General features: G+C 67.9%; 21 protein-coding genes. 15 read left to right on the forward strand and 6 right to left on the reverse strand.

The window, feature by feature from the left end; translation table 11 throughout:
• Positions 1-91 precede the first annotated feature (91 nt).
• Entirely contained in the window at positions 92-904 is an 813-nt protein-coding gene (locus tag BLV92_RS07470) for an IclR family transcriptional regulator (RefSeq protein ID WP_090543651.1), read from the reverse strand.
• Positions 905-1,095: 191 nt separating this feature from the next.
• Between BLV92_RS07470 and BLV92_RS07475 the strand changes: the two genes are divergently transcribed.
• From BLV92_RS07475 to iscX, 12 genes are all read left to right on the forward strand, one after another.
• Positions 1,096-1,818 carry a (Fe-S)-binding protein gene (locus tag BLV92_RS07475; protein ID WP_090543653.1) on the forward strand — a complete coding sequence of 241 codons (723 nt, stop codon included), beginning with the start codon at positions 1,096-1,098 and terminating at the stop codon, positions 1,816-1,818.
• An 81-nt stretch (positions 1,819-1,899) separates the two neighbouring features.
• A complete protein-coding gene (locus BLV92_RS07480; RefSeq protein ID WP_090543655.1) occupies positions 1,900-3,312 on the forward strand; it encodes a lactate utilization protein B in 1,413 nt (470 codons plus the stop codon).
• A 190-nt stretch (positions 3,313-3,502) separates the two neighbouring features.
• The gene (locus BLV92_RS07485) at positions 3,503-3,736 is read left to right on the forward strand and encodes a hypothetical protein (RefSeq protein ID WP_090543657.1); all 234 of its coding nucleotides are present in this window, start codon (positions 3,503-3,505) and stop codon (positions 3,734-3,736) included.
• 78 nt (positions 3,737-3,814) lie between these two features.
• Positions 3,815-4,297: a low molecular weight protein-tyrosine-phosphatase gene (locus tag BLV92_RS07490; RefSeq protein WP_090543659.1), complete on the forward strand. Its 483-nt coding sequence runs from the start codon at positions 3,815-3,817 to the stop codon at positions 4,295-4,297.
• A gap of 155 nt (positions 4,298-4,452) precedes the next feature.
• Complete coding sequence (iscR, locus tag BLV92_RS07495) at positions 4,453-4,986, forward strand: Fe-S cluster assembly transcriptional regulator IscR (protein ID WP_090543661.1); 534 nt, start codon at positions 4,453-4,455, stop codon at positions 4,984-4,986.
• A gap of 61 nt (positions 4,987-5,047) precedes the next feature.
• Positions 5,048-6,271, forward strand: a complete 1,224-nt coding sequence (locus tag BLV92_RS07500; protein ID WP_090543663.1) for an IscS subfamily cysteine desulfurase — start codon at positions 5,048-5,050, stop codon at positions 6,269-6,271.
• 87 nt (positions 6,272-6,358) lie between these two features.
• Complete coding sequence (gene iscU, locus BLV92_RS07505) at positions 6,359-6,778, forward strand: Fe-S cluster assembly scaffold IscU (RefSeq protein WP_090543665.1); 420 nt, start codon at positions 6,359-6,361, stop codon at positions 6,776-6,778.
• 151 nt (positions 6,779-6,929) lie between these two features.
• Positions 6,930-7,253 (forward strand): iron-sulfur cluster assembly protein IscA, encoded by a 324-nt coding sequence (gene iscA / locus BLV92_RS07510; protein WP_090543667.1) that lies wholly within the window; start codon positions 6,930-6,932, stop codon positions 7,251-7,253.
• A 105-nt stretch (positions 7,254-7,358) separates the two neighbouring features.
• Complete coding sequence (gene hscB, locus BLV92_RS07515; RefSeq protein WP_090543669.1) at positions 7,359-7,895, forward strand: Fe-S protein assembly co-chaperone HscB; 537 nt, start codon at positions 7,359-7,361, stop codon at positions 7,893-7,895.
• Between the two features lie 102 nt (positions 7,896-7,997).
• Entirely contained in the window at positions 7,998-9,869 is a 1,872-nt protein-coding gene (hscA, locus tag BLV92_RS07520) for a Fe-S protein assembly chaperone HscA (RefSeq protein ID WP_090543671.1), read from the forward strand.
• A 138-nt stretch (positions 9,870-10,007) separates the two neighbouring features.
• Positions 10,008-10,349 (forward strand): ISC system 2Fe-2S type ferredoxin, encoded by a 342-nt coding sequence (gene fdx / locus BLV92_RS07525; protein ID WP_090543673.1) that lies wholly within the window; start codon positions 10,008-10,010, stop codon positions 10,347-10,349.
• A 24-nt stretch (positions 10,350-10,373) separates the two neighbouring features.
• Positions 10,374-10,571: a Fe-S cluster assembly protein IscX gene (gene iscX / locus BLV92_RS07530; RefSeq protein WP_090543675.1), complete on the forward strand. Its 198-nt coding sequence runs from the start codon at positions 10,374-10,376 to the stop codon at positions 10,569-10,571.
• Positions 10,572-10,666: 95 nt separating this feature from the next.
• Here the strand turns inward: iscX and BLV92_RS07535 are convergent, their stop codons facing one another.
• The 5 genes from BLV92_RS07535 to BLV92_RS07555 form a co-directional block, all read right to left on the reverse strand.
• Complete coding sequence (locus BLV92_RS07535) at positions 10,667-11,392, reverse strand: glycine zipper 2TM domain-containing protein (RefSeq protein WP_090543676.1); 726 nt, start codon at positions 11,390-11,392, stop codon at positions 10,667-10,669.
• A gap of 277 nt (positions 11,393-11,669) precedes the next feature.
• Complete coding sequence (gene lysS, locus BLV92_RS07540) at positions 11,670-13,208, reverse strand: lysine--tRNA ligase (RefSeq protein WP_090543678.1); 1,539 nt, start codon at positions 13,206-13,208, stop codon at positions 11,670-11,672.
• A gap of 129 nt (positions 13,209-13,337) precedes the next feature.
• A protein-coding gene (gene prfB / locus BLV92_RS07545) for a peptide chain release factor 2 (protein WP_110332474.1) occupies positions 13,338-14,442 on the reverse strand; the annotation gives its coding sequence in 2 pieces (ribosomal slippage) (positions 13,338-14,360 and positions 14,362-14,442; 1,104 coding nt in all).
• 171 nt (positions 14,443-14,613) lie between these two features.
• Positions 14,614-16,320, reverse strand: coding sequence for a single-stranded-DNA-specific exonuclease RecJ (recJ, locus tag BLV92_RS07550; protein WP_090543680.1), 1,707 nt, complete (start codon positions 16,318-16,320; stop codon positions 14,614-14,616).
• A gap of 82 nt (positions 16,321-16,402) precedes the next feature.
• On the reverse strand, positions 16,403-17,506 hold the full coding sequence (locus BLV92_RS07555; protein WP_090543682.1) for a regulator: 1,104 nt from the start codon (positions 17,504-17,506) through the stop codon (positions 16,403-16,405).
• 506 nt (positions 17,507-18,012) lie between these two features.
• Between BLV92_RS07555 and BLV92_RS07560 the strand changes: the two genes are divergently transcribed.
• The 3 genes from BLV92_RS07560 to BLV92_RS07570 all read left to right on the forward strand — a co-directional run bounded on the left by BLV92_RS07560 (position 18,013) and on the right by BLV92_RS07570 (position 20,868).
• Complete coding sequence (locus BLV92_RS07560) at positions 18,013-19,266, forward strand: lipoprotein-releasing ABC transporter permease subunit (RefSeq protein WP_090543683.1); 1,254 nt, start codon at positions 18,013-18,015, stop codon at positions 19,264-19,266.
• Positions 19,259-19,990 (forward strand): ABC transporter ATP-binding protein, encoded by a 732-nt coding sequence (locus tag BLV92_RS07565; RefSeq protein ID WP_090543685.1) that lies wholly within the window; start codon positions 19,259-19,261, stop codon positions 19,988-19,990. The genes BLV92_RS07560 and BLV92_RS07565 overlap by 8 nt, the downstream gene beginning before the upstream one ends.
• Before the next feature lie 89 nt (positions 19,991-20,079).
• Entirely contained in the window at positions 20,080-20,868 is a 789-nt protein-coding gene (locus BLV92_RS07570) for a TatD family hydrolase (protein ID WP_090543687.1), read from the forward strand.
• Positions 20,869-20,936 lie beyond the last annotated feature (68 nt).

A 20,936-nucleotide genomic window follows, 5' to 3' on the forward strand; every position in this document is an offset into this window, starting at 1 on the left:
CGGTACGCCATGAATGCAAACGCCCCGCAGTTGCGGGGCGTTTCGTTTGGGGCGGAAGCGCCGGGCCGCGACGCGTGACCCGTGGCGCGGATCAGGCGGACTGCTGCGCCGGATGCGCGTGCCCGTCCGTCGGCTGCGGATGGAAGCCGAGCGACTCGGAGATCGTCAGCGCGGTCTTGCTCACCTGGCCGAGCCACGAATCCTGAAGCCGGTCGGCCGGCGCGGACAGCGACAGCCCGGCGACCAGCTTGCCGGTATCGTCGTAGATGCCCGCCGCGATGCAGCGCACGCCCAGTTCCAGTTCTTCGTTGTCGCGCGCGCACGACTGCTGGCGCACGTGCGCGAGTTCGCGTTCGAGCCGCGTGAGGTCGGTGATGCTGTTGCGCGTATGGCCGGACAGCCCGGTGCGGGTCGCATACGCGCGCACGCGGTTCGCCTCGTCGGCCGCGAGGAACAGCTTGCCGACCGACGTCAGATGCAGCGGCGCGCGGCCGCCGATCGCGCGCACGACCTGCATGCCGGACCGTTCGGAATACGCGCGTTCGATGTAGACGATCTCGTCGCCCTGGCGCACCGACAGGTTGACCGTCTGGCCGGTGAGCCGGTGCAGTTCGCGCATCGGCATCAGCGCCGCGTCGCGCACCGACAGCCGCGCCTTCACGAGATTGCCGAGTTCGAGCAACCGCATGCCGAGACGGTAGGTGCCGGGATCGGAACGGTCCACCAGCCGGCAGCTGACCATGTCGTTCAGGATGCGGTGGGCGGTGGACGGGTGCAGTTCGGTGCGTTGCGCAAGCTCTTTCAGGCTGACCGGATCGCTGTGCGCGGCGAGCGCGTCCAGCAGGCGCATCATGCGCTCGATCACCTGAATCGAAGTCTTCGGATCCGGATTGGTGTCGCTCATGGGATCAGTGGTCGATTGACGCGTCAGACGCCGGAAAGCCGATTGTATCTCGTATGGTGAAAAAAGTAAGCGTGCGGCCGGATTTGCCGTTGCGGCGCATCATGGTTTTCTGTATGCGCTCCGTACGAACGCGCGTTGGTATCGTTCGCCAAACAGCGGATAATCGAGGGCGATTTTCCAAAGGAGCCCTCATGCGAGTCGGATTGTTCGTCACCTGCCTGATCGACACGATGCGTCCCGAAATCGGGTTTTCGGCGCTCAAGCTGATCGAGCAGGCCGGTTTCGACGTGATGGTGCCGCCCGCGCAGACCTGCTGCGGACAACCCGCGTACAACTCCGGCGACCGCGCGCTGGCGCGCGATCTCGCGGAAAAGACGCTGCGCGAATTCGAGCAGTTCGACTACGTCGTCGTGCCGTCGGGCTCGTGCGGCGGGATGGTCCGCGTGCATTACGGCGACCTGTTCCGCGACGATCCGGAACTGATGGCGCGCTACGGGCGGCTGCGCGAGCGCGTGTACGAACTGACCGACTTCCTCGTCAACGTCGCGAAGGTGCAACTCGCGCCAGGCGAGTTCCAGGGGCCGGTCGCGTACCACGACTCGTGCTCGGGACTGCGCGAACTCGGCGTGAAGGCGCAGCCGCGCGCGCTGCTCGCGCAGCGCGGCGTCGAGGTGACCGAGATGAAGGACTGCGAACACTGCTGCGGTTTCGGCGGCACGTTCGCGGTGAAGTACGGCGACATCTCGACCGCGATCGTCGACGAAAAGTGCGCGAACGTGCGCGCGAGCGGCGCGCCGGCCGTCGTGCTCGGCGACCTCGGCTGCATGCTGAACATCGAAGGCCGGCTGCGCCGCACCGGCGACACGACAACGCGCGTGCTGCATGTCGCGCAGGTGCTGGCCGGCGACGTCTGATGCGCGCCATGCCCGCCAGGCCGTTCACGCAGCCGGTTCGAACCCGGCCCACGCTCCGCTCCCCGACCCGATAGCCCCGCCATGCAAGTCCAATCGATGCAGTTCAAGGCGCGCGCCGGCCAGAAGCTCGCCGACCAGCGCCTGCAGCAGAACCTGACGAAGCTGTCGACGAAGTTCGTGACGGCCCGCGCCGAAGCGATCGCCGCGATCGATTTTCCGGCGACCCGCGCCGCGCTGAAGGAACGCCGCAACCGTGCGCTCGACAACCTCGACGTGTGGCTCGAACAGTTCGAGGCGGAGGCGACGCGCCGCGGCGTCACCGTGCTGTATGCGCAGACCGCGCGCGACGCCGCGCGGCTCGTCGCGGACATCGCGCGCCGCCACGACGTGCGCAAGGTCATCAAGACGAAGTCGATGGTGTCCGAGGAAATGCAGCTGAACGCCGTGCTCGCGGAGATGGGCGTCCAGTCGATCGAGACGGACCTCGGCGAGTACATCCTGCAGATCAACGGCAACGAGCCGCCGAGCCACATCATTGCGCCGGTCGTCCACAAGGATAAGGACGAGATCGCGGACCTGTTCGCGAAAACGCACGCGAAGCCGCGCCTGACCGAGATTCCGGACATGACGCGCGAGGCGCGCGAAGTGCTGCGGCCGCACTTCCTGTCGGCGGACATGGGCGTGACGGGCGGCAACTTTCTCGTCGCGGAGACCGGCTCGGTCGTGCTGGTCACCAACGAAGGCAACGAGGGGATGTGCACGGTGATGCCGCGCGTGCACGTCGCAGTGACCGGCATCGAGAAGGTGCTGCCGACGCTGGAAGACCTCGCGACCGCGATGCGCCTGCTGCCGCGCTCGGCGACCGGCCAGGCGACGTCGAACTATTTCTCGGTGCTGACCGGCCCGCGCGGCGCGGACGACAGGGACGGTCCGGAGCATATGTACGTGGTGCTCGTCGACGGCGGGCGCACCGGGCTGATCGGCGGCGAGTTCCAGGAGATGCTGCGCTGCATCCGCTGCGGCGCGTGCATGAACCATTGTCCGGTGTATCAGAAGGTCGGCGGGCATACCTACGGCTGGGTCTATCCGGGGCCGATGGGATCGGTGCTGACGCCGAGTTACGTCGGGCTCGACAACGCGCTCGATCTGCCGCAGGCGGCGACCCTGTGCGGCGAATGCAACAGCGTCTGTCCGGTCGGGATTCCGCTGTCGGACCTGCTGCGCAAGCTGCGCGAGAAACAGACGGAGCGGCGCCTGCGGCCATGGCGCGAGCGCGCGGCGCTCGCGGTGTGGGGCTGGTTCGCGCTGCACCCGGCCGCGTATTCGGCCGTGACGCGGCTCGCGGTGCGCGTGCTCGAACGGATGGGCGGCCGCGCGCGGCTGATCCGGCGGCTGCCGCTCGCGCGCGGCTGGACCGACGGCCGCGACCTGCCGGCGCCGGTCGGGCGCACGTTCCGCGAGTTGTATGCGGCGCAGCGCAGCCATCAGGGCTGACTTCCCGCGCGGGTCAGCCGGACGGGCGCGGCAGCGTGCCACGCGGGTGTGCGCCTTTCCGTCACTGTTTAGTGGCAAGCAACAGTGTGTTCATCTGTACCCGGTTTTTCCCGATTGCGTGAATCTATATCATCTCAATTAGCGATAGTGCGCTCAGGCCTGTCGCTCCCCGTCGAGAGAGATCCGCATCATGAGAAAGACAATATCGGTGTACTGGCCACTCGCCGTGATCGTGCCGCTGGCAGCGATCGCACTGGCCCACGCATGGAATACCGCCGCCGCGCAAATGCCGCTGGCTGCCGACCAGTTGACCGCCGAACTGGCGCGGGCGGTGTCGTACGGCATTGTCGGCTCGGACCGCGACGCTGCCGCGTTGAAGGCGATGCCGCACGGCGCGGGTGTGCCGTCGTCGCAAGCCATCTGACACGTTTTCTGTCAGCGCCGGGCGAAGTCTGGCGCGGCTTTGTATAATCGCGACTCCCACGCTGTGCCCGCCAATACGATGAACATGGTTTCCGTCTGCTTCGTGTGTCTCGGCAACATCTGCCGTTCGCCGACCGCCGAAGGCGTGATGCGGCGGCTGGTCGCCGACGCGGGCCTGGTGGAGCGGATCGGCGTCGATTCGGCGGGCACCGGTGACTGGCACATCGGCGAAGCGCCGGACGAGCGCGCGCGTCAGGCGGCCGGTCGGCGCGGCTACGATCTGTCGGCGTTGCGCGCGCGGCAGATCGATGCCGGCGACTTCGGGCGCTTCGACCTGGTCGTCGCGATGGACGACGCGAACGTGACCGCGCTGCACCGGGTCTGTCCGCCCGCGCAACGCGAAAAAATAAGATTGCTGATGGACTTTGCACCGCAAGCCGGTAGCCGCGTAGTGGCCGACCCTTATTTCGGCGGCGCGGCGGGCTTCGAAGCGGTGCTCGACCAGTGCGAAGCGGCCTGCGCGGGTCTGCTGGACGAACTTCGCGCGCGGCTCGCCGGTTGAGCTCACAGGGCGCGCGATGGGGCTCGACGGATTCCGCCGGTTTCGCGCTATTCGTCGCCTGCTTATAACCCGATTCGCACCATGGATACTTGACTAAACTAGTCATGTATTTATACTTGACGAAAATTGTCGAGAATTGCGGTTCCCCCTACATCATGAGACTCACCACGAAAGGCCGTTTCGCCGTCACGGCGATGATCGACCTGGCACTGCGCCAGGAGCAGGGCCCGGTGACGCTTGCGGGTATCAGCCAGCGCCAGCACATTTCGCTGTCCTACCTCGAACAGTTGTTCGGCAAGCTGCGCCGCCATGAAATCGTCGAGTCGGTCCGCGGACCGGGTGGCGGGTACAACCTCGCGCGCCGCGCGGAGGACGTGACCGTCGCGGACATCATCATCGCGGTGGACGAGCCGCTCGACGCGACGCAGTGCGGCGGCAAGGGCGCCTGCGAAGGGACCAAGCAGCACGACGGCCACTGCATGACGCACGAGCTGTGGTCGACGCTGAACCAGAAGATGGTCGAGTACCTCGATTCGGTGTCGCTGAAGGATCTGGTCGATCAGCAGCGCGCGAAAGAGGGTGCCGCGCCGACGGTGCTGCGCGACCGCCGCGCGGAGGCGCCGGCCGTCGAGCCGGTGCGCACGGTGCCGAAGGGGCCGAACTCCATCTTCAACATGGCGGGTTCCTGAGCGCGACACGCGCGCGGACCACGAGCAGGCAGAGCAATACACAGATTCCCCGGAGCGATAGATGAATAACGACATTCCCCACCTGCCCATCTACATGGACTACAGCGCGACGACGCCGGTCGATCCGCGCGTGGTGGACAAGATGATTCCGTACCTGCGCGAGCAGTTCGGCAATCCGGCGTCGCGCAGCCACTCGTACGGCTGGGCCGCGGAGCATGCGGTCGAGGAAGCGCGCGAGAACGTCGCGAAGCTGGTGAACGCCGACCCGCGCGAAATCATCTGGACCTCCGGCGCGACCGAATCGGACAATCTCGCGATCAAGGGCGCCGCGCACTTCTACAAGAGCCGCGGCAAGCACGTCATCACCGTGAAGACCGAGCACAAGGCCGTGCTGGACACCTGCCGCGAGCTGGAGCGCGAAGGATTCGAGGTCACGTATCTGGACGTGAAGCCCGACGGCCTGCTCGACCTCGACGTGTTCAAGGCCGCGCTGCGAGCGGACACGATCCTCGTTTCCGTGATGCACGTGAACAACGAGATCGGCGTGATCCAGGATATCGAGACGATCGGCGAGATCTGCCGCGAGAAGGGCATCATCTTCCACGTCGACGCCGCGCAGTCCACCGGCAAGGCGGAAATCGACCTGCAGAAGCTGAAGGTCGACCTGATGTCGTTCTCCGCGCACAAGACCTATGGGCCGAAGGGCATCGGCGCGCTGTACGTGCGCCGCAAGCCGCGCGTGCGCATCGAGGCGCAGATGCACGGCGGCGGCCACGAGCGCGGCATGCGCTCGGGCACGCTCGCGACGCACCAGATCGTCGGCATGGGCGAGGCGTTCCGCATCGCGCGCGAAGAGATGGCGACCGAGAACGAGCGCATCCGGATGCTGCGCGACCGCCTGCTGCGCGGCCTCACCGAGATGGAAGAGGTCTACGTGAACGGCGACATGGAACAGCGCGTGCCGCACAACCTGAACATCAGCTTCAACTTCGTCGAAGGCGAATCGCTGATCATGGCGGTGAAGGACGTCGCGGTGTCGTCGGGTTCGGCGTGCACGTCGGCGTCGCTGGAGCCGTCGTACGTGCTGCGCGCGCTCGGCCGCAACGACGAACTCGCGCACAGCTCGATCCGCTTCACGGTCGGCCGCTTCACGACCGAGCAGGAAGTCGATTACGTCGTGAACCTGCTGAAGACGAAGATCGGGAAGCTGCGCGACCTGTCGCCGTTGTGGGAGATGCACAAGGACGGCGTCGATCTTTCGACGATCCAGTGGGCCGCGCACTGACGCGCCGCGCGGATAAGCGCATATAACCTCGACCCGGCCGCAGCGCACCGGTTGCCGCGCGGCCAGCAACGAATCAAGGAGTTGATCATGGCATATAGCGACAAGGTTCTGGACCACTACGAAAACCCGCGCAACGTCGGTTCGTTCTCGAAGGACGACGACGCGGTCGGCACGGGCATGGTCGGTGCGCCCGCGTGCGGCGACGTGATGAAGCTGCAGATCCGCGTCGGCGCGGACGGCGTGATCGAGGACGCGAAGTTCAAGACCTACGGCTGCGGCTCGGCGATCGCGTCCAGCTCGCTCGTCACCGAATGGGTGAAGGGCAAGACGCTCGACGAAGCGATGTCGATCAAGAACACGCAGATCGCGGAAGAACTCGCGCTGCCGCCGGTGAAGATCCACTGCTCGATCCTCGCGGAAGACGCGATCAAGGCGGCGGTCGCCGACTATCGCCAGCGTCATGCCGAAACCGCGGAAGCGGCTGGCGACGCGAAGGCGACGGCCTGAGCGCAGTGGCGGTAGCGACAGGGGCGGCGCAGCGCACGGCGATGCGCCGCGGGATTAACGACTTGGAATGCAGGCAGGCTCGCGCGGCCGCGTCGCCGGCCGGACCGGAAGGCTGGTCCGGAGCGACGGTGCGCAGCGCGACGGAAACGCTATGGCAATTACGTTGACGGAAAAGGCGGCACAGCACGTGCAGAAGTATCTGACGCGACGCGGCAAGGGCGTCGGGTTGCGGCTCGGCGTGCGTACCACGGGCTGTTCGGGGCTCGCGTACAAGCTCGAATACGTTGACGAACTCGCGACCGAGGACGAGGTGTACGAGAGCCACGGCGTGAAGGTCGTCGTGGACCCGAAGAGTCTCGCGTACATCGACGGCACCGAACTCGACTTCGTGCGCGAAGGGCTGAACGAAGGCTTTCGCTTCAACAATCCGAACGTGAAGGACGAGTGCGGTTGCGGCGAGTCCTTCCGCGTTTGAGTCCGCGCGAGAGCGGTGAAAAGGCGGCCTGTGCCGCCTTTTTGATTTTGACGGGGCGCGCCGCGCACGACGCGCGGCGCGCCCGCTGACCGGCGCTAGATTCCGATGGCTTCGCTTTCCTCGTTGTCCGATAGTCACTTCGTGCTGTTCGGCCTGCCCGAGCAGTTCGCGCTCGACGCCGGCGCGCTCGACCACGCGTATCGCACCGTGCAGTCGCAGGTGCATCCGGACCGCTTCGCGGCGGCCGGCGACGCGCAGAAGCGCGTTGCGATGCAGTGGGCGACGCGCGCGAACGAGGCGTACCAGACGCTGCGCGATCCGCTCAAGCGCGCGATCTACCTGCTGCATCTGCGCGGGATCGACGTCGGCGCGGAGAACAACACCGCGATGGAGCCCGCGTTCCTGATGCAGCAGATGGAATGGCGCGAGGCGATCGAGGACGCGGTCGGCGCGAAGAACGTGGGTGCGCTCGACACGCTCGCCGCCGAATTGCGCGACGAAACGCGCGCGCGCTTCGCGAAGCTCGCCGCGCTGCTCGACAGCGGCTCGAACCAGCCGGCGGCGGAAGCGGTGCGGCAACTGATGTTCATCGAGCGCGTCGGCGGCGAGATCGACACGCAGATCGAGCGTCTCGAAGGCTGAACGCCGCGCAGGGACGCGTAAAAGCGCGCAAAAGCGCGCAGAAACGGCCGGCAACGACACGCACAACAGGTTAAAGGCCGCAAGGCCTGGAAAAGATCACAGATGGCTTTACTGCAAATCTCCGAACCCGGCATGGCGCCGGCGCCGCACCAGCGGCGGCTTGCCGTCGGCATCGACCTCGGCACGACGAACTCGCTGGTCGCCGCGGTGCGCAGCGGCGTGCCCGACGTGCTGCCCGACGAGGACGGCAACCTGCTGCTGCCGTCGGTCGTGCGTTATCTCGCGAATGGCGGCCGGCGCATCGGCCACGCGGCGAAAGCCGAGGCGGCGACCGATCCGCGCAACACGATCGTGTCGGTGAAGCGGTTCATGGGCCGCGGCAAGGCCGACGTCGAAGGCGCGCAGAACGCGCCGTACGATTTCGTCGATGCGCCCGGCATGGTGCAGATCCGCACGATCGACGGCGTGAAGAGCCCGGTCGAGGTGTCGGCCGAAATCCTCGCGACGCTGCGCTACCGCGCGGAAGACACGCTCGGCGACGAACTGGTCGGCGCGGTGATCACGGTGCCCGCGTATTTCGACGACGCGCAGCGCCAGGCGACGAAGGACGCCGCGCGTCTCGCGGGCCTGAACGTGCTGCGCCTGCTGAACGAGCCGACCGCGGCCGCGATCGCCTACGGCCTCGACAACGGCGCGGAAGGGCTTTATGCGGTGTACGACCTCGGCGGCGGCACGTTCGACCTGTCGATCCTGAAGCTGACGAAGGGCGTATTCGAAGTGCTCGCGGCGGGCGGCGACTCGGCGCTCGGCGGCGACGACTTCGACCACGCGCTGTTTCGCTACGCGCTCGCGGAAAGCGGGCTGGACGCGGCGACGCTCGCGCCGGAGGACGTGCGCCTGCTGCTCGACCGCGTGCGCGACGCGAAGGAGGCGCTGTCGTCCGCGCCGCAGGTTTCGCTGGACGTCACGCTGTCGACCGGCGCGCATATCGCGCTGACGATCGACGAAGCGCGTTTCGAGACGCTCACGCAGGACCTCGTGCAGCGCACGCTGACGCCCACGCGCAAGGCGCTGCGCGACGCGAAGGTGACGCCTGCGGACGTGAAGGGCGTCGTGCTGGTCGGCGGCGCGACGCGGATGCCGGTGATCCGCCGCGCGGTCGAGGCGTTTTTCGGCCAGCCGCCGCTGACGAACCTGAACCCGGACCAGGTCGTCGCGCTCGGCGCGGCGATCCAGGCGGACCTGCTCGCGGGCAATCGCGGCGGCGACGACGACTGGCTGCTGCTCGACGTGATCCCGCTGTCGCTCGGCGTCGAGACGATGGGCGGCCTCGTCGAGAAGATCATCCCGCGCAATTCGACGATTCCGGTCGCGCGCGCGCAGGACTTCACGACCTTCAAGGACGGCCAGACCGCGATGGCGATCCACGTCGTGCAGGGCGAACGCGAACTGGTGTCCGACTGCCGCTCGCTCGCGCGCTTCGAGTTGCGCGGCATTCCGCCGATGGCGGCGGGCGCCGCGCGCATCCGCGTCACCTATCAGGTCGATGCGGACGGGCTGCTGTCGGTGTTCGCGCGCGAGCAGCAGTCGGGCGTCGAGGCGTCGGTGGTCGTGAAGCCGTCGTACGGTCTCGCGGACGACGACATCGCGAAGATGCTCGAAGACAGCTTCAAGACCGCCGAGGTCGACATGCGCGCGCGCGCATTGCGCGAGGCGCAGGTCGAAGCGCAGCGGCTGCTCGAAGCGACCGGCGCGGCGCTCGCGGCGGACGGCGAACTGCTCGACGCGGCCGAACGCGCGCAGCTCGACGCGTTGATCGATGCGCTGCGCGCGGTCGCGCAAAGCGACGACGCGGACGCGGTCGAGGCGGCGACCAAGGCGCTGTCCGCCGGCACTGACGAGTTTGCCGCGCGCCGGATGAACAAGGGCATCCGCCGCGCGCTCGCGGGCCGCAAGCTCGACGAGATCGGCTGACGCGGGGCCGCCCGCAGGCGGCGTCGCGCTGCGTGCTTTCCCGATGCAGCAAACCGCGCGACGCCAGTAGAATGAAGCGCATGCGAAAGCCGACGGCCGCATGCGCTCGACATGCAGTTATTTGATACGGATTTCACAATGCCTCAAATCGTGGTGCTGCCTCACGTCGAACTGTGTCCGGAAGGTGCGGTGATCGAAGCGACGCCGGGCGAAAGCGTGTGCGACGCGCTGCTTACGCACGGCATCGAGATCGAGCATGCGTGCGAGAAGTCGTGCGCGTGCACGACCTGTCACGTGATCGTGCGCGAAGGATTCGACGCGCTGGAGCCGTCCGAGGAAAACGAGGACGATCTGCTCGACAAGGCGTGGGGGCTGGAGCCGACGTCGCGTCTGTCGTGCCAGGCGCTCGTGCCGGCGGACTCGGACCTCGTGGTCGAGATTCCGCGCTACTCGATCAACCATGCGAAAGAAAACCACTAAGACATCCACAGGAGCGTGCCAGCCATGAAATGGACCGATACGCAGGACATCGCGATGGCGTTGACGGACAAGCATCCGGACATCGATCCGCAGTACGTGCGCTTCACCGATCTGCATCGGTGGGTGACGGAACTGGAAGGCTTCGACGACGATCCGGAGCGTTCGAACGAGAAGATCCTGGAGGCGATCCAGACCGCGTGGATCGAGGACGCGGATTACTGATCGACGCATTTTTCCGCGCGTAAAAAAGGCGATTCGCTTTAACGGCGAATCGCCTTTTTGTTTGGGAGACGGTGGAAGGTCGAAGGTCGGGACGCCTAGCCCGCGACCAGCGCGCCGTTCTCGATCCTCACGCGCTGGCCGCGCTGGAACGGCGGCGCTTCGTGATACGTGAAGTAGCGGGTCTTGCCGTTCTCCATCCGCACGCGGACCGAATAGCTGGTCGAACTGCGCAGATGCTTTTCGACCGCGTTGCCGCCGAGTCCGCCGCCGAGCGCGCCGAGCAGCGTCATCGCGGTGCGGCCGCCGCCGCCGCCGAACTGGTTGCCGATCACGCCGCCGGCCACCGCGCCGCCGACCGCGCCGATGCCGGTGCCGTGGCCTTCGTGACGCACGGCGGACACCGCCTCGACGGTGCCGCAGGTGCCGCAATACGCGGGTTGTGCCTGCGGTTGTACCTGCGATTGTTCCGCGTACTGGCCTTGCGGCGGCGCGGCCTGCGGCTGTTGCTGCACATAGGGCGAAGGCGGGGCGGCCGGCGTGAGAGCGGGCTCCGCCGCCTGCTGCTGGGCGGCCGGCGCCGCGGCATTGGGCGACTGCGCGGACGCGGACGGATAACCTTCGGGTGCCGGCTGCATTTGCACGGTCGCGGCCTGCGTGTGATCGTTCTGCGCGTCGGTGCTCGACGCTTTCGGGAACAGTCCGGTGATCGCCGCGGTCGCGGCAAGGCTCGCGACGATGACGGCGGCGGCCGCCGCCGCGACGAGCGGATGCAGGCGGCGATTGGGTGTCGTCGGCGGTGTGGTCGGGTGAGTGTCGTTCATGAGTGGCTCCGTCTTGAGCAGAGTTGATCGTCGATACGACTCAGTGTCGGCCAATCCGGCCCGGCGGCGTTTTTCAATTTGTAACGGCATGTCGTATGCCGCATCGTGGCCTCGCCGGGGAGCGGCGCAAACGACGATCGCATGCGGTTCTTCGCAAGGGCTATGCCCGGCGCCCCGCTGCGCATTTACCTGCGGTTACAAACGTTTCGGGGCGCCTACGGCATCGGCCGTAGGCGCCCCGATTGTGTCATGCGACATGACGGCGTGCGGCGACCGGTCAGTCCTCGCGGCGCAGATGCGGGAACAGGATCACGTCGCGGATGCTCGGGCTGTCGGTCAGCAGCATCACCAGACGGTCGATGCCGATCCCGCAGCCGCCGGTCGGCGGCATCCCGTATTCGAGCGCGCGGATGTAGTCGGCGTCGTAATACATCGCTTCCTCGTCGCCCGCATCCTTCTGCTCGACCTGCTTCCTGAAGCGCGCGGCCTGGTCTTCCGGATCGTTCAGTTCCGAGAAGCCGTTCGCGATCTCGCGGCCGGTGATGAACAGCTCGAAGCGTTCGGTGATCGCCGGTTCGCGGTCGGATGCGCGCGCGAGCGGCGACACCTCGATCGGGTAGTCGATGATGTAGGTCGGCTCCCACAGTTGCGATTCGGCGGTTTCCTCGAACAGCGCGAGTTGCAGCGCGCCGACGCCCGCGTTCAGGAACGCCGGCTGGTTCGGATCGACGCCGAACTTCTTCAGTTCGGCGCGCAGGAACGCGGCGTCGGCCAGTTGTTCGTTCGTGTATTGCGGCGCGTACTTCTGGATCGCCTGCGTGATCGTCAGCCGGTGGAACGGCTTGCTCAGGTCCAGCTCGCGGCCCTGGTACGTGACGGTCGCGGTGCCGAGCGCGTCGATCGCCGCCTGGCGGATCAACTGTTCGGTGAAGTCCATCAGCCACGCGTAGTCGGTGTACGCGGCGTAGAACTCCATCATCGTGAATTCCGGGTTGTGCCGCGGCGACACGCCCTCGTTGCGGAAATTCCGGTTGATCTCGAACACGCGTTCGAAGCCGCCGACGATCAGCCGCTTCAGGTAAAGCTCCGGCGCGATCCGCAGGAACATCTGCATGTCGAGCGCGTTGTGATGCGTGACGAACGGCTTCGCGGCCGCGCCGCCCGGGATCGGGTGCAGCATCGGCGTCTCGACTTCCATGAAGCCCGCGTCCGACATGAAGCGGCGGATCGAAGAGATCGCCTTCGTGCGCGCGACGAACGTGTTGCGCGACTCCGGCGTGACGATCAGGTCGACGTAACGCTGGCGATAGCGCGTTTCCTGGTCCGCGAGGCCGTGGAACTTGTCCGGCAGCGGGCGCAGCGCCTTCGACAGCAGCCGCAGCTCGGTGCAGCGCACCGACAGTTCGCCCTTGTTCGTGCGGAACAGCACGCCGCGCGCGGCGACGATGTCGCCCAGGTCCCACTTCTTGAACGCGTCGTAGGTCGCTTCGCCGACGTCGGCCGGCGTCACGAAGAACTGGATCTGCCCCGAGCCGTCGCGCACGGTCGCGAAGCTCGCCTTGCCCATCACGCGCTTGAGCATCATCCGGCCCGCGATCGACACGTTCAGCGCCAGCGCTTCGAGCGCGTCCTTGTCGGTGTCGGCGTATCCGGTCTGCAGGTCGGCCGCGTGGTGGGTCGGACGGAAGTCGTTCGGATACGCGACGCCTGCTTCGCGCAGCGCGCGCAGCTTCTCGCGGCGCTCGGCGATGATCTGGTTGTCGTCCGTTTCCGCGGCAGCGGCGACGGGGGCGTTGGCCTCTTTCGGTTCGGTCATGATGGCTCGGTGTTCGGGATGATTCGGATGCGGTGGCGGCGCGTGCGGCGGTTGCTGCGGGCCGTGCCGGGCGACGCGCGGCGGTTCGGAGGGCGCGCCGTTCACGCGCCGCCCGCCGCGCGCGGCAGGTTACACGCCCTGTTTCAGGCTCGCGCTGATGAAGTCGTCGAGGTCGCCGTCCAGCACCGCCTTCGTGTTGCTGATTTCGACGTTCGTGCGCAGATCCTTGATGCGGCTGTTGTCGAGCACGTACGAACGGATCTGGTGACCCCAGCCCACGTCCGACTTGCTCGATTCGAGCTTGTCCTGCTCCGACTGGCGCTTGCGCATCTCGGCTTCGTACAGCCGCGACTTCAGCATCGCCATCGCTTCCGCGCGATTGCGGTGCTGCGAGCGGTCGTTCTGGCACTGCACGACGATGCCGGACGGAATGTGCGTGATCCGCACCGCCGAATCGGTCTTGTTGATGTGCTGACCGCCCGCGCCGGACGCGCGGAACGTGTCGATCCGCAGATCCGCCGGATTCACTTCGATTTCGAACGAATCGTCGATCTCCGGATAGACGAACACCGACGAGAACGACGTATGGCGGCCGCCCGACGAGTCGAACGGCGACTTGCGCACGAGCCGGTGAATGCCGGTCTCGGTGCGCAGGAAGCCGTATGCGTATTCGCCTTCGACCTTGATCGTCGCGCTCTTGATGCCGGCGACGTCGCCTTCGGACTCTTCGAGGACCTCGGTCTTGAAGCCCTTGCGCTCGCAGTAGCGCAGATACTGGCGCAGCAGCATCGACGCCCAGTCGCACGCCTCGGTGCCGCCCGCGCCGGCCTGGATGTCGATGAACGCGTTGTTCGGATCGGCCGGGTTCGCGAACATCCGGCGGAACTCGACGTCGGCGACGCGCTTCTCGATCCCGGCCGCGTCGGCCTCGCACGCGGCGAGCGTGTCGTCGTCGTTTTCCTCGCGGGCCATGTCGAACAGGTCCTGCGTGTCGCGCAGGTCGCTGTCGATCGACGACAGCACGTCGACGACACCCTCAAGCAGCTTCTTTTCCTTGCCGAGCGCCTGCGCGTGCTTCGAATCGTTCCAGACGTTCGGGTCTTCGAGTTCGCGGTTGACTTCGACTAGACGCGTGGCCTTCGCGTCGTAGTCAAAGATACCCCCGTAGCTCGCCCGCGCGATGGCGCAGGTCGGCCAGAGAGGCTTCTATGGCGTTGAGGCGTTCGGCTTCCATTTTGTGTCTTCGTCCGGGGCGTAAAACACGAAATTATAGCCGATCGGCCGCGCGGCAACCTCGCGCGGGCCGGGGCGGCGGCGCGTGGGAGGGGGCCGATGGCGACCGGCATCGAGCGCCCTGACCGGTGGGGACGGCACGCGCGCGGTCCTCCGTGCAGCCGATGGACGGTCAGGCCGCCGCGTGCTCGACGACCAGTTGCACGCGCGATACGCCGTTCCACGTGTCGCGCGTGAGCCGGTACGCGAGCGTCGTGCGCGCCGGCAGCGGGTCGGTGTGGTTGAACCAGATCGCGTTGAAACGCTGGCGGCCGCGCAGCAGCTGCAGCTTCAGGTGCTTGTCCTTCACGAGCGCCTGCGACGCGACGTCGAACTCGCCCGCGAACACCGGCGCGGGGAAGCCCTGGCCCCAGACGGCCGCGTCGAGCATCTCGACGAACTGCGGCGTGAAATACGCGTCCTCCAGGTCGCCGTCGGTCTCGACGGTGCGCGCGAGCGCGTCGTCGGACAGCCACTCGCGGCCGATCCGCTCGAACGCGGCCGCGAAGCGCGGCACGTCGGCGGCCGCGAGCGTCATGCCGGCCGCCATCGCGTGGCCGCCGAAGCGCACGATCAGCCCCGGCTCGCGCTTCGACACGAGGTCGAGCGCATCGCGCAGATGGAAGCCCGGAATCGAGCGGCCCGAGCCCTTCACGATCGCGCCGCCGTCGTCGGCCGGCGCGAATGTGAACGACGGCCGGTGAAACTTCTCCTTGAGGCGGCCCGCGACGATGCCGATCACGCCCTGGTGCCAGCTTTCGTTGAACAGCGTGATCGTCGCGGAGCCGGCCGGATCGACGCTGGCCAGATCGGCCAGCGCCTGCTGCTGCATGCCGGCCTCGATCTCGCGGCGCTCGCGGTTCATCGTGTCCAGCTGCTGCGCGAGCGCCCATGCGCGGCCGACGTCGTCGGTCGTCAGGCATTCGATGCCGAGCGACATGTCCGACAGCCGGCCCGCCGCGTTCAGGCGCGGGCCGAGCGCGAAACCGAGGTCGAAGCCCGACGCGCTGCGCGCGTCGCGGCCGGCCGCGCGGAAGAGGGCGGCGATGCCTGGCTGCATCCGGCCGTTGCGGATCCGTTGCAGGCCCTGCGCGACCAGCACGCGGTTGTTGCCGTCGAGTTTCACGACGTCCGCGACGGTGCCGAGCGCGACGAGGTCGAGCAGCCCGTCGAGCCTCGGCTCCGGCAGCGCGTCACCGAACGCGCCGCGCCTGCGGAGTTCGGCGCGCAGCGCGAGCAGCACGTAGAACATCACGCCGACGCCCGCGAGGCATTTGCTCGGGAACGTGCAGCCCGGCTGGTTCGGATTCACGATCGCGCGCGCGGCGGGCAGCGTGTCGCCGGGCAGGTGGTGGTCGGTGACGAGCACGTCGATGCCGAGCGCGTTCGCGGCTTCGACGCCCTCGACGCTCGCGATCCCGTTGTCGACGGTGATCAGCAGGTCCGGCTTGCCGCCCGGACGCTGCGCGGCGAGCGCGACGATCTCCGGCGTGAGGCCGTAGCCGTATTCGAAGCGGTTCGGCACCAGGTAGTCGATCTGCGCGCCGAACATCCGCAGCCCGCGCACGGCGACCGCGCAGGCGGTCGCGCCGTCGCAGTCGTAGTCGGCGACGACGAGCAGGCGCAGGCGGCGTTCGAGCGCGTCGGCGAGCAGCGCGGCCGCGTCGTCGATGCCCTTCAGTCCGGCCGGCGGTTCGAGGCGCGCGAGCGCGGTTTCGATCTCGTCGGGGCGGCACACGCCGCGCGACGCATAGAGCCGCGCGAGCACCGGATGCAGGCCGTGGCGGACGAGCACTTCGGCGTCGGCGGGGGAGCAGGCGCGGGTAACGATTCGGGTCATGCGAGGCGGCTGGGAAACAGGATCATGAGCAGGAACGTGAGCGGGAGCATGAGCAGGAACACGGGCGGGATCATGAGCACGGTCATTCGATGAAAAGCGACGCGAAGAGCCGCCGCCGCCAGAATTTGCGCAGGTCGCCGCGCGTCGCCGCGAGCGTTACCGAGCCGGTGTCGCCGCACAGCGTGATGCCGAGTTCGCGCAGCGCGCCGCTTTCGAGCGCGGCGAGCGCGGGCGCGAACCAGTCGCGCTCCAGCGCGGCGAACGCCGCGTTCCAGCGCAGCCAGTCCTGTTCGATGAACGGGCCGGAGAACGGATCGAGTTCGACGAGCGTCGCGCCGGCCGTCTGCTGTTGCTGCTTGCCGAGCGCGTCCGCGAACGTCATCGGCGCGGGGCCGTTCGCGGTCTGCGACGCGAGCGCGAGGCCGCGCGTTGCGACCGCGTTCGACAGCACCCGCGCGAACGGGCTCGATACCGGCCGCAGCGCGCCCTGCGCATGAAACCAGATCGAGTTCACGGTCGGCAGCCCGCGCGCCTCGCGCGCTTCGTTGACCGGATGCTCGAACCACGCCATCTGCACTTCGTTCTGCAACTTCATCCACGCGCGCGAGCGTTCGCCGGTGTGCGCCTCGTGCGGCAGCCAGATCTCGATGTTGCGGCCGCTCGCGCGCAGCGGCGACGCGCCCGCGAGCGCGCCGAACGCGTGGCTCGACAGATACCAGCGGCGCGGCGTCGGCGCCACGACCCGCACGTCGAGTTCCTCGATCAGCGGCTTCGCGACCGCGTACAGCGTCGCGGCTTCGTCGTCGGACAGGTCGAGCGACGACGGATCGATCAGCACCAGATGGTCGTGCGCGATCCGCACGTGGACCGGCTGCACGCACGCCCACGTCGCGTCGCCGGGCGCGCCGCCGTCCGCGAGCAGCATGTACGGCGCGAGCGGCGCTTCGTCGTCGGCCGCCGACGCGTTCGGACCGAGCGCGCCGAACTGCCTCGCGACCCAGCGTTCGTGCGGCAGCGTGCGCTGGAAGTCCTCGCCGATCACCTGTTCGCCGAGCGTCGCGCGCGCGACGAGTTTCGCGAGCGCCGGATAGTCGAGGCCGGAGAGTGCGATCGATGCGGCGGCCGCGGAAGGCAGCGCGAACGGGACGAGAAGATGAAGTCGGTCGACGGGCATGATGGTGCGCATTGTACTTCGGCGCTCCGCGCGCGGGCGGGCCGAAACGGCCGCGGTGGCGGGTTCGCGCGGCGGCTCTCCATACAAATCAGGGACTTGGGGGCGATAATGCGGCGCACGGGGCTCGCGAGCCGGGCGCGCGGTCTCGCGGCGATCGGGGAAAGCGCGGGCGACTGTGGCAAACTTCGCGGCTGGCCGTATGTCGGGCCGCGTCGCGAGCCGCATGACGCCCTGCATGGATCGGATAAGAACGGGAAGGGAACCATCGGCCTGTTCGCCGCGACCAAGGTTCGCACCGGTTCGACGCGGGCGGCATCTCGCGGCGAGGTAGCGACGGTGTCGTCGCGACGCCCGTATTGGCAGCGAACGGGCAGCGAACCACGGCGCGGCGGACGCGGCGGCGGCGGTCCGCGCCGCATGCAGCGACGAGGCAACGACAAAGCAACGACGAAGCACAACGACGCACGGGCAGCGTGCGACAAACCGGGCGAACCCGCAGGGCGCCCAGAAGGATTGGCTTGAAAGTTCCGTACGAATGGCAGATCGGCTGGCGCTATACGCGCGCCGGCAAACGCACGACCGGCAACGGTTTCATCTCGTTCATCGCGCTCGTGTCGATGTCGGGCATCGCGCTCGGCGTCGCCGCGCTGATCGTCGTGCTGTCGGTGATGAATGGCTTCCAGCGCGACGTGCGCGACCGGATGCTGTCGGTGCTCGCGCACATCGAAATCTTCTCGCCGACCGGCGCGATGCCGGACTGGCAACTGACCGCGCGCGAAGCGAAGCAGAACCCCGAGGTGATCGGCGCGGCGCCGTACGTCGACGCGCAGGCGCTGCTGACGCGCGGCGACACCGTGAGCGGCGTCGCGCTGCGCGGCGTCGAGCCGTCCGAGGAGCCGCAGGTGTCGGACATCGGCCGCGAGATGAAGGCCGGCAGCCTCAACGACCTGACGCCGGGCAGCTTCGGCATCGTGCTCGGCGCTGACCTCGCGACGAGTCTCGGCGTGCAGGTCGGCGACAAGGTCACGCTGGTCGCGCCCGAAGGCTCGATGACGCCGGCCGGCCTGCTGCCGCGCCTGAAGCAGTTCACGCTGGTCGGCGTGTTCGAGTCCGGCCATTACGAATACGACAGCACGCTCGCACTGGTGAACATCCGCGACGCCCAGGTGCTGTACCGGCTGCAGGCGCCGAGCGGCGTGCGGCTGCGGCTGAAGGACATGCAGCGCGCGCCGGCCGTCGCGCGGCAACTGGTGCATACGCTGTCCGGCGACCTGTACATCCGCGACTGGACCCAGCAGAACAAGACGTGGTTCTCCGCCGTGCAGATCGAAAAACGCATGATGTTCATCATCCTCACGCTGATCATCGCGGTCGCCGCGTTCAATCTCGTGTCGTCGCTCGTGATGACCGTGACCAACAAGCAGGCCGACATCGCGATCCTGCGCACGCTCGGCGCGCAGCCGTCGTCGATCATGAAAATCTTCGTCGTGCAGGGGATCACGATCGGCTTCATCGGCACCGCGACCGGCGTCGCGCTCGGCTGCCTGATCGCGTGGAGCATTCCATGGCTCGTGCCGATGATCGAGCACCTGTTCGGCGTGCAGTTCCTGCCGCCGTCGGTGTACTTCATCAGCGAACTGCCGTCCGAGCTGGTCGCGTCCGACGTGATCCGCATCGGCCTGATCGCGTTCGTGCTGTCCGCGCTCGCGACGCTGTATCCGAGCTGGCGCGCGGCGAAGGTCCGTCCGGCGGAGGCGCTGCGCTATGAATGACCATCGCACGCTGCCGGCGCAGGCCGGCGATCAGCCGTACGTGCTCGAAGCGCACGGCATCTCGAAGACCTTCGGCCAGGGCGGCCTGTCCGTGCAGGTGCTGAAGGATGCGGAACTGTCGGTGCGGCGCGGCGAGAAGCTCGCGATCGTCGGCGCGTCGGGGTCCGGCAAGAGCACGCTGCTGCACGTGCTCGGCGGGCTCGACGAGCCGGGCACGGGCCACGTGTCGCTGCTCGGCAAGCCGTTCACGCAGTTGTCCGAGCGCGAGCGCAACGACCTGCGCAACCGCGCGCTCGGTTTCGTTTATCAATTCCATCATCTGCTGCCGGAATTCTCCGCGCTCGACAACGTCGCGATGCCGCTGCGCATCCGCCGGATGACGGTCGAGGACGCGCGCCGCGAGGCGCTCGCGACGCTCGATCGCGTCGGGCTCGCGCATCGCGCGCGGCATCGTCCGGGGGAACTGTCGGGCGGCGAGCGGCAGCGCGTCGCGATCGCGCGCGCGCTGGTGACGAAACCCGCGTGCGTGCTCGCGGACGAACCGACCGGCAACCTCGACGGCGGCACCGCGGACACCGTGTTCGACCTGATGCTCGAACTGTCCGACGTGTTCCAGACGAGTTTCGTGATCGTCACGCACGACCCGGACCTCGCCGCGCGCTGCGACCGCATCGTGCGGCTGCGCGACGGCACGCTGCACGAAGAGCCGGTCGTGCCGGTCTGAGCAGAGCGGGCGCGCGGCGTGCTGGCGGGTTGGGCGCTTGCCGGCCCGCTGGCAGCATGCCGCGCAGGTGACGCCATAAGGACATCGCCATGTGGATCGACACGCATTGCCATCTCGACGCAGCGGAATTCGACGCGGACCGCGCCGCGGTGGCCGACGCCGCGCGTCGCGCGGGGGTCGCGCGGGTCGTGATTCCGGCCGTCGCGCGCGAGAACTTCGCGACCGTGCGCGAGCTTGCGCACCGGCTCGACGGCGGCGTGTACGCGCTCGGCATCCATCCGCTCTATACGCCGCAGGCGCGCGACGACGATCTCGACCTGCTGCGCCGTGAGATCGAGGCGAGCCTCGACGATCCGCGTTTCGTCGGCATCGGCGAGATCGGCCTCGACTTCTTCGTGCCGGGCCTCGACGCCGCGCGGCAGCAGCACTTCTACGACGCGCAACTGCGGCTTGCGCGCGACTACGACCTGCCGGCGATCTGCCACGTGCGCAAGTCGCAGGACCCGGTGTTGAAGGGGCTGCGCAAATACGGCGTGCGGCGCGGCATCGCGCATGCGTTCAACGGCAGCTTCCAGCAGGCGCACGCGTATGTCGATCACGGGATGCATCTCGGTTTTGGCGGCAACCTGACGTTCGAGCGCGCGTTGCAGATTCGCCGCCTGGCGCAGCAACTGCCGCTCGACGCGATCGTGATGGAAACCGACGCGCCGGACATCTCGCCCTCATGGCTCTATCGCGAGCGCAACACGCCGGACCAGGTGCCGCGCATCGGCGAAGTGCTCGCGCAACTGCGCGGCATCGGACCGGACGAGCTTGCCCTTGGCACGACGGCCAACGCTCGCGCGGCGCTGCCGCGGCTCGCGCTTTCGCCGGCATAATCGTTCGCATACGGTTCGGCGGTCGCCCGCGCGCCGCGGTCGGCGGCGCATGCAGGGCCGCCGCGCGG

It is taken from the genome of Paraburkholderia caballeronis (assembly GCF_900104845.1).
GTDB lineage: Bacteria > Pseudomonadota > Gammaproteobacteria > Burkholderiales > Burkholderiaceae > Paraburkholderia > Paraburkholderia caballeronis.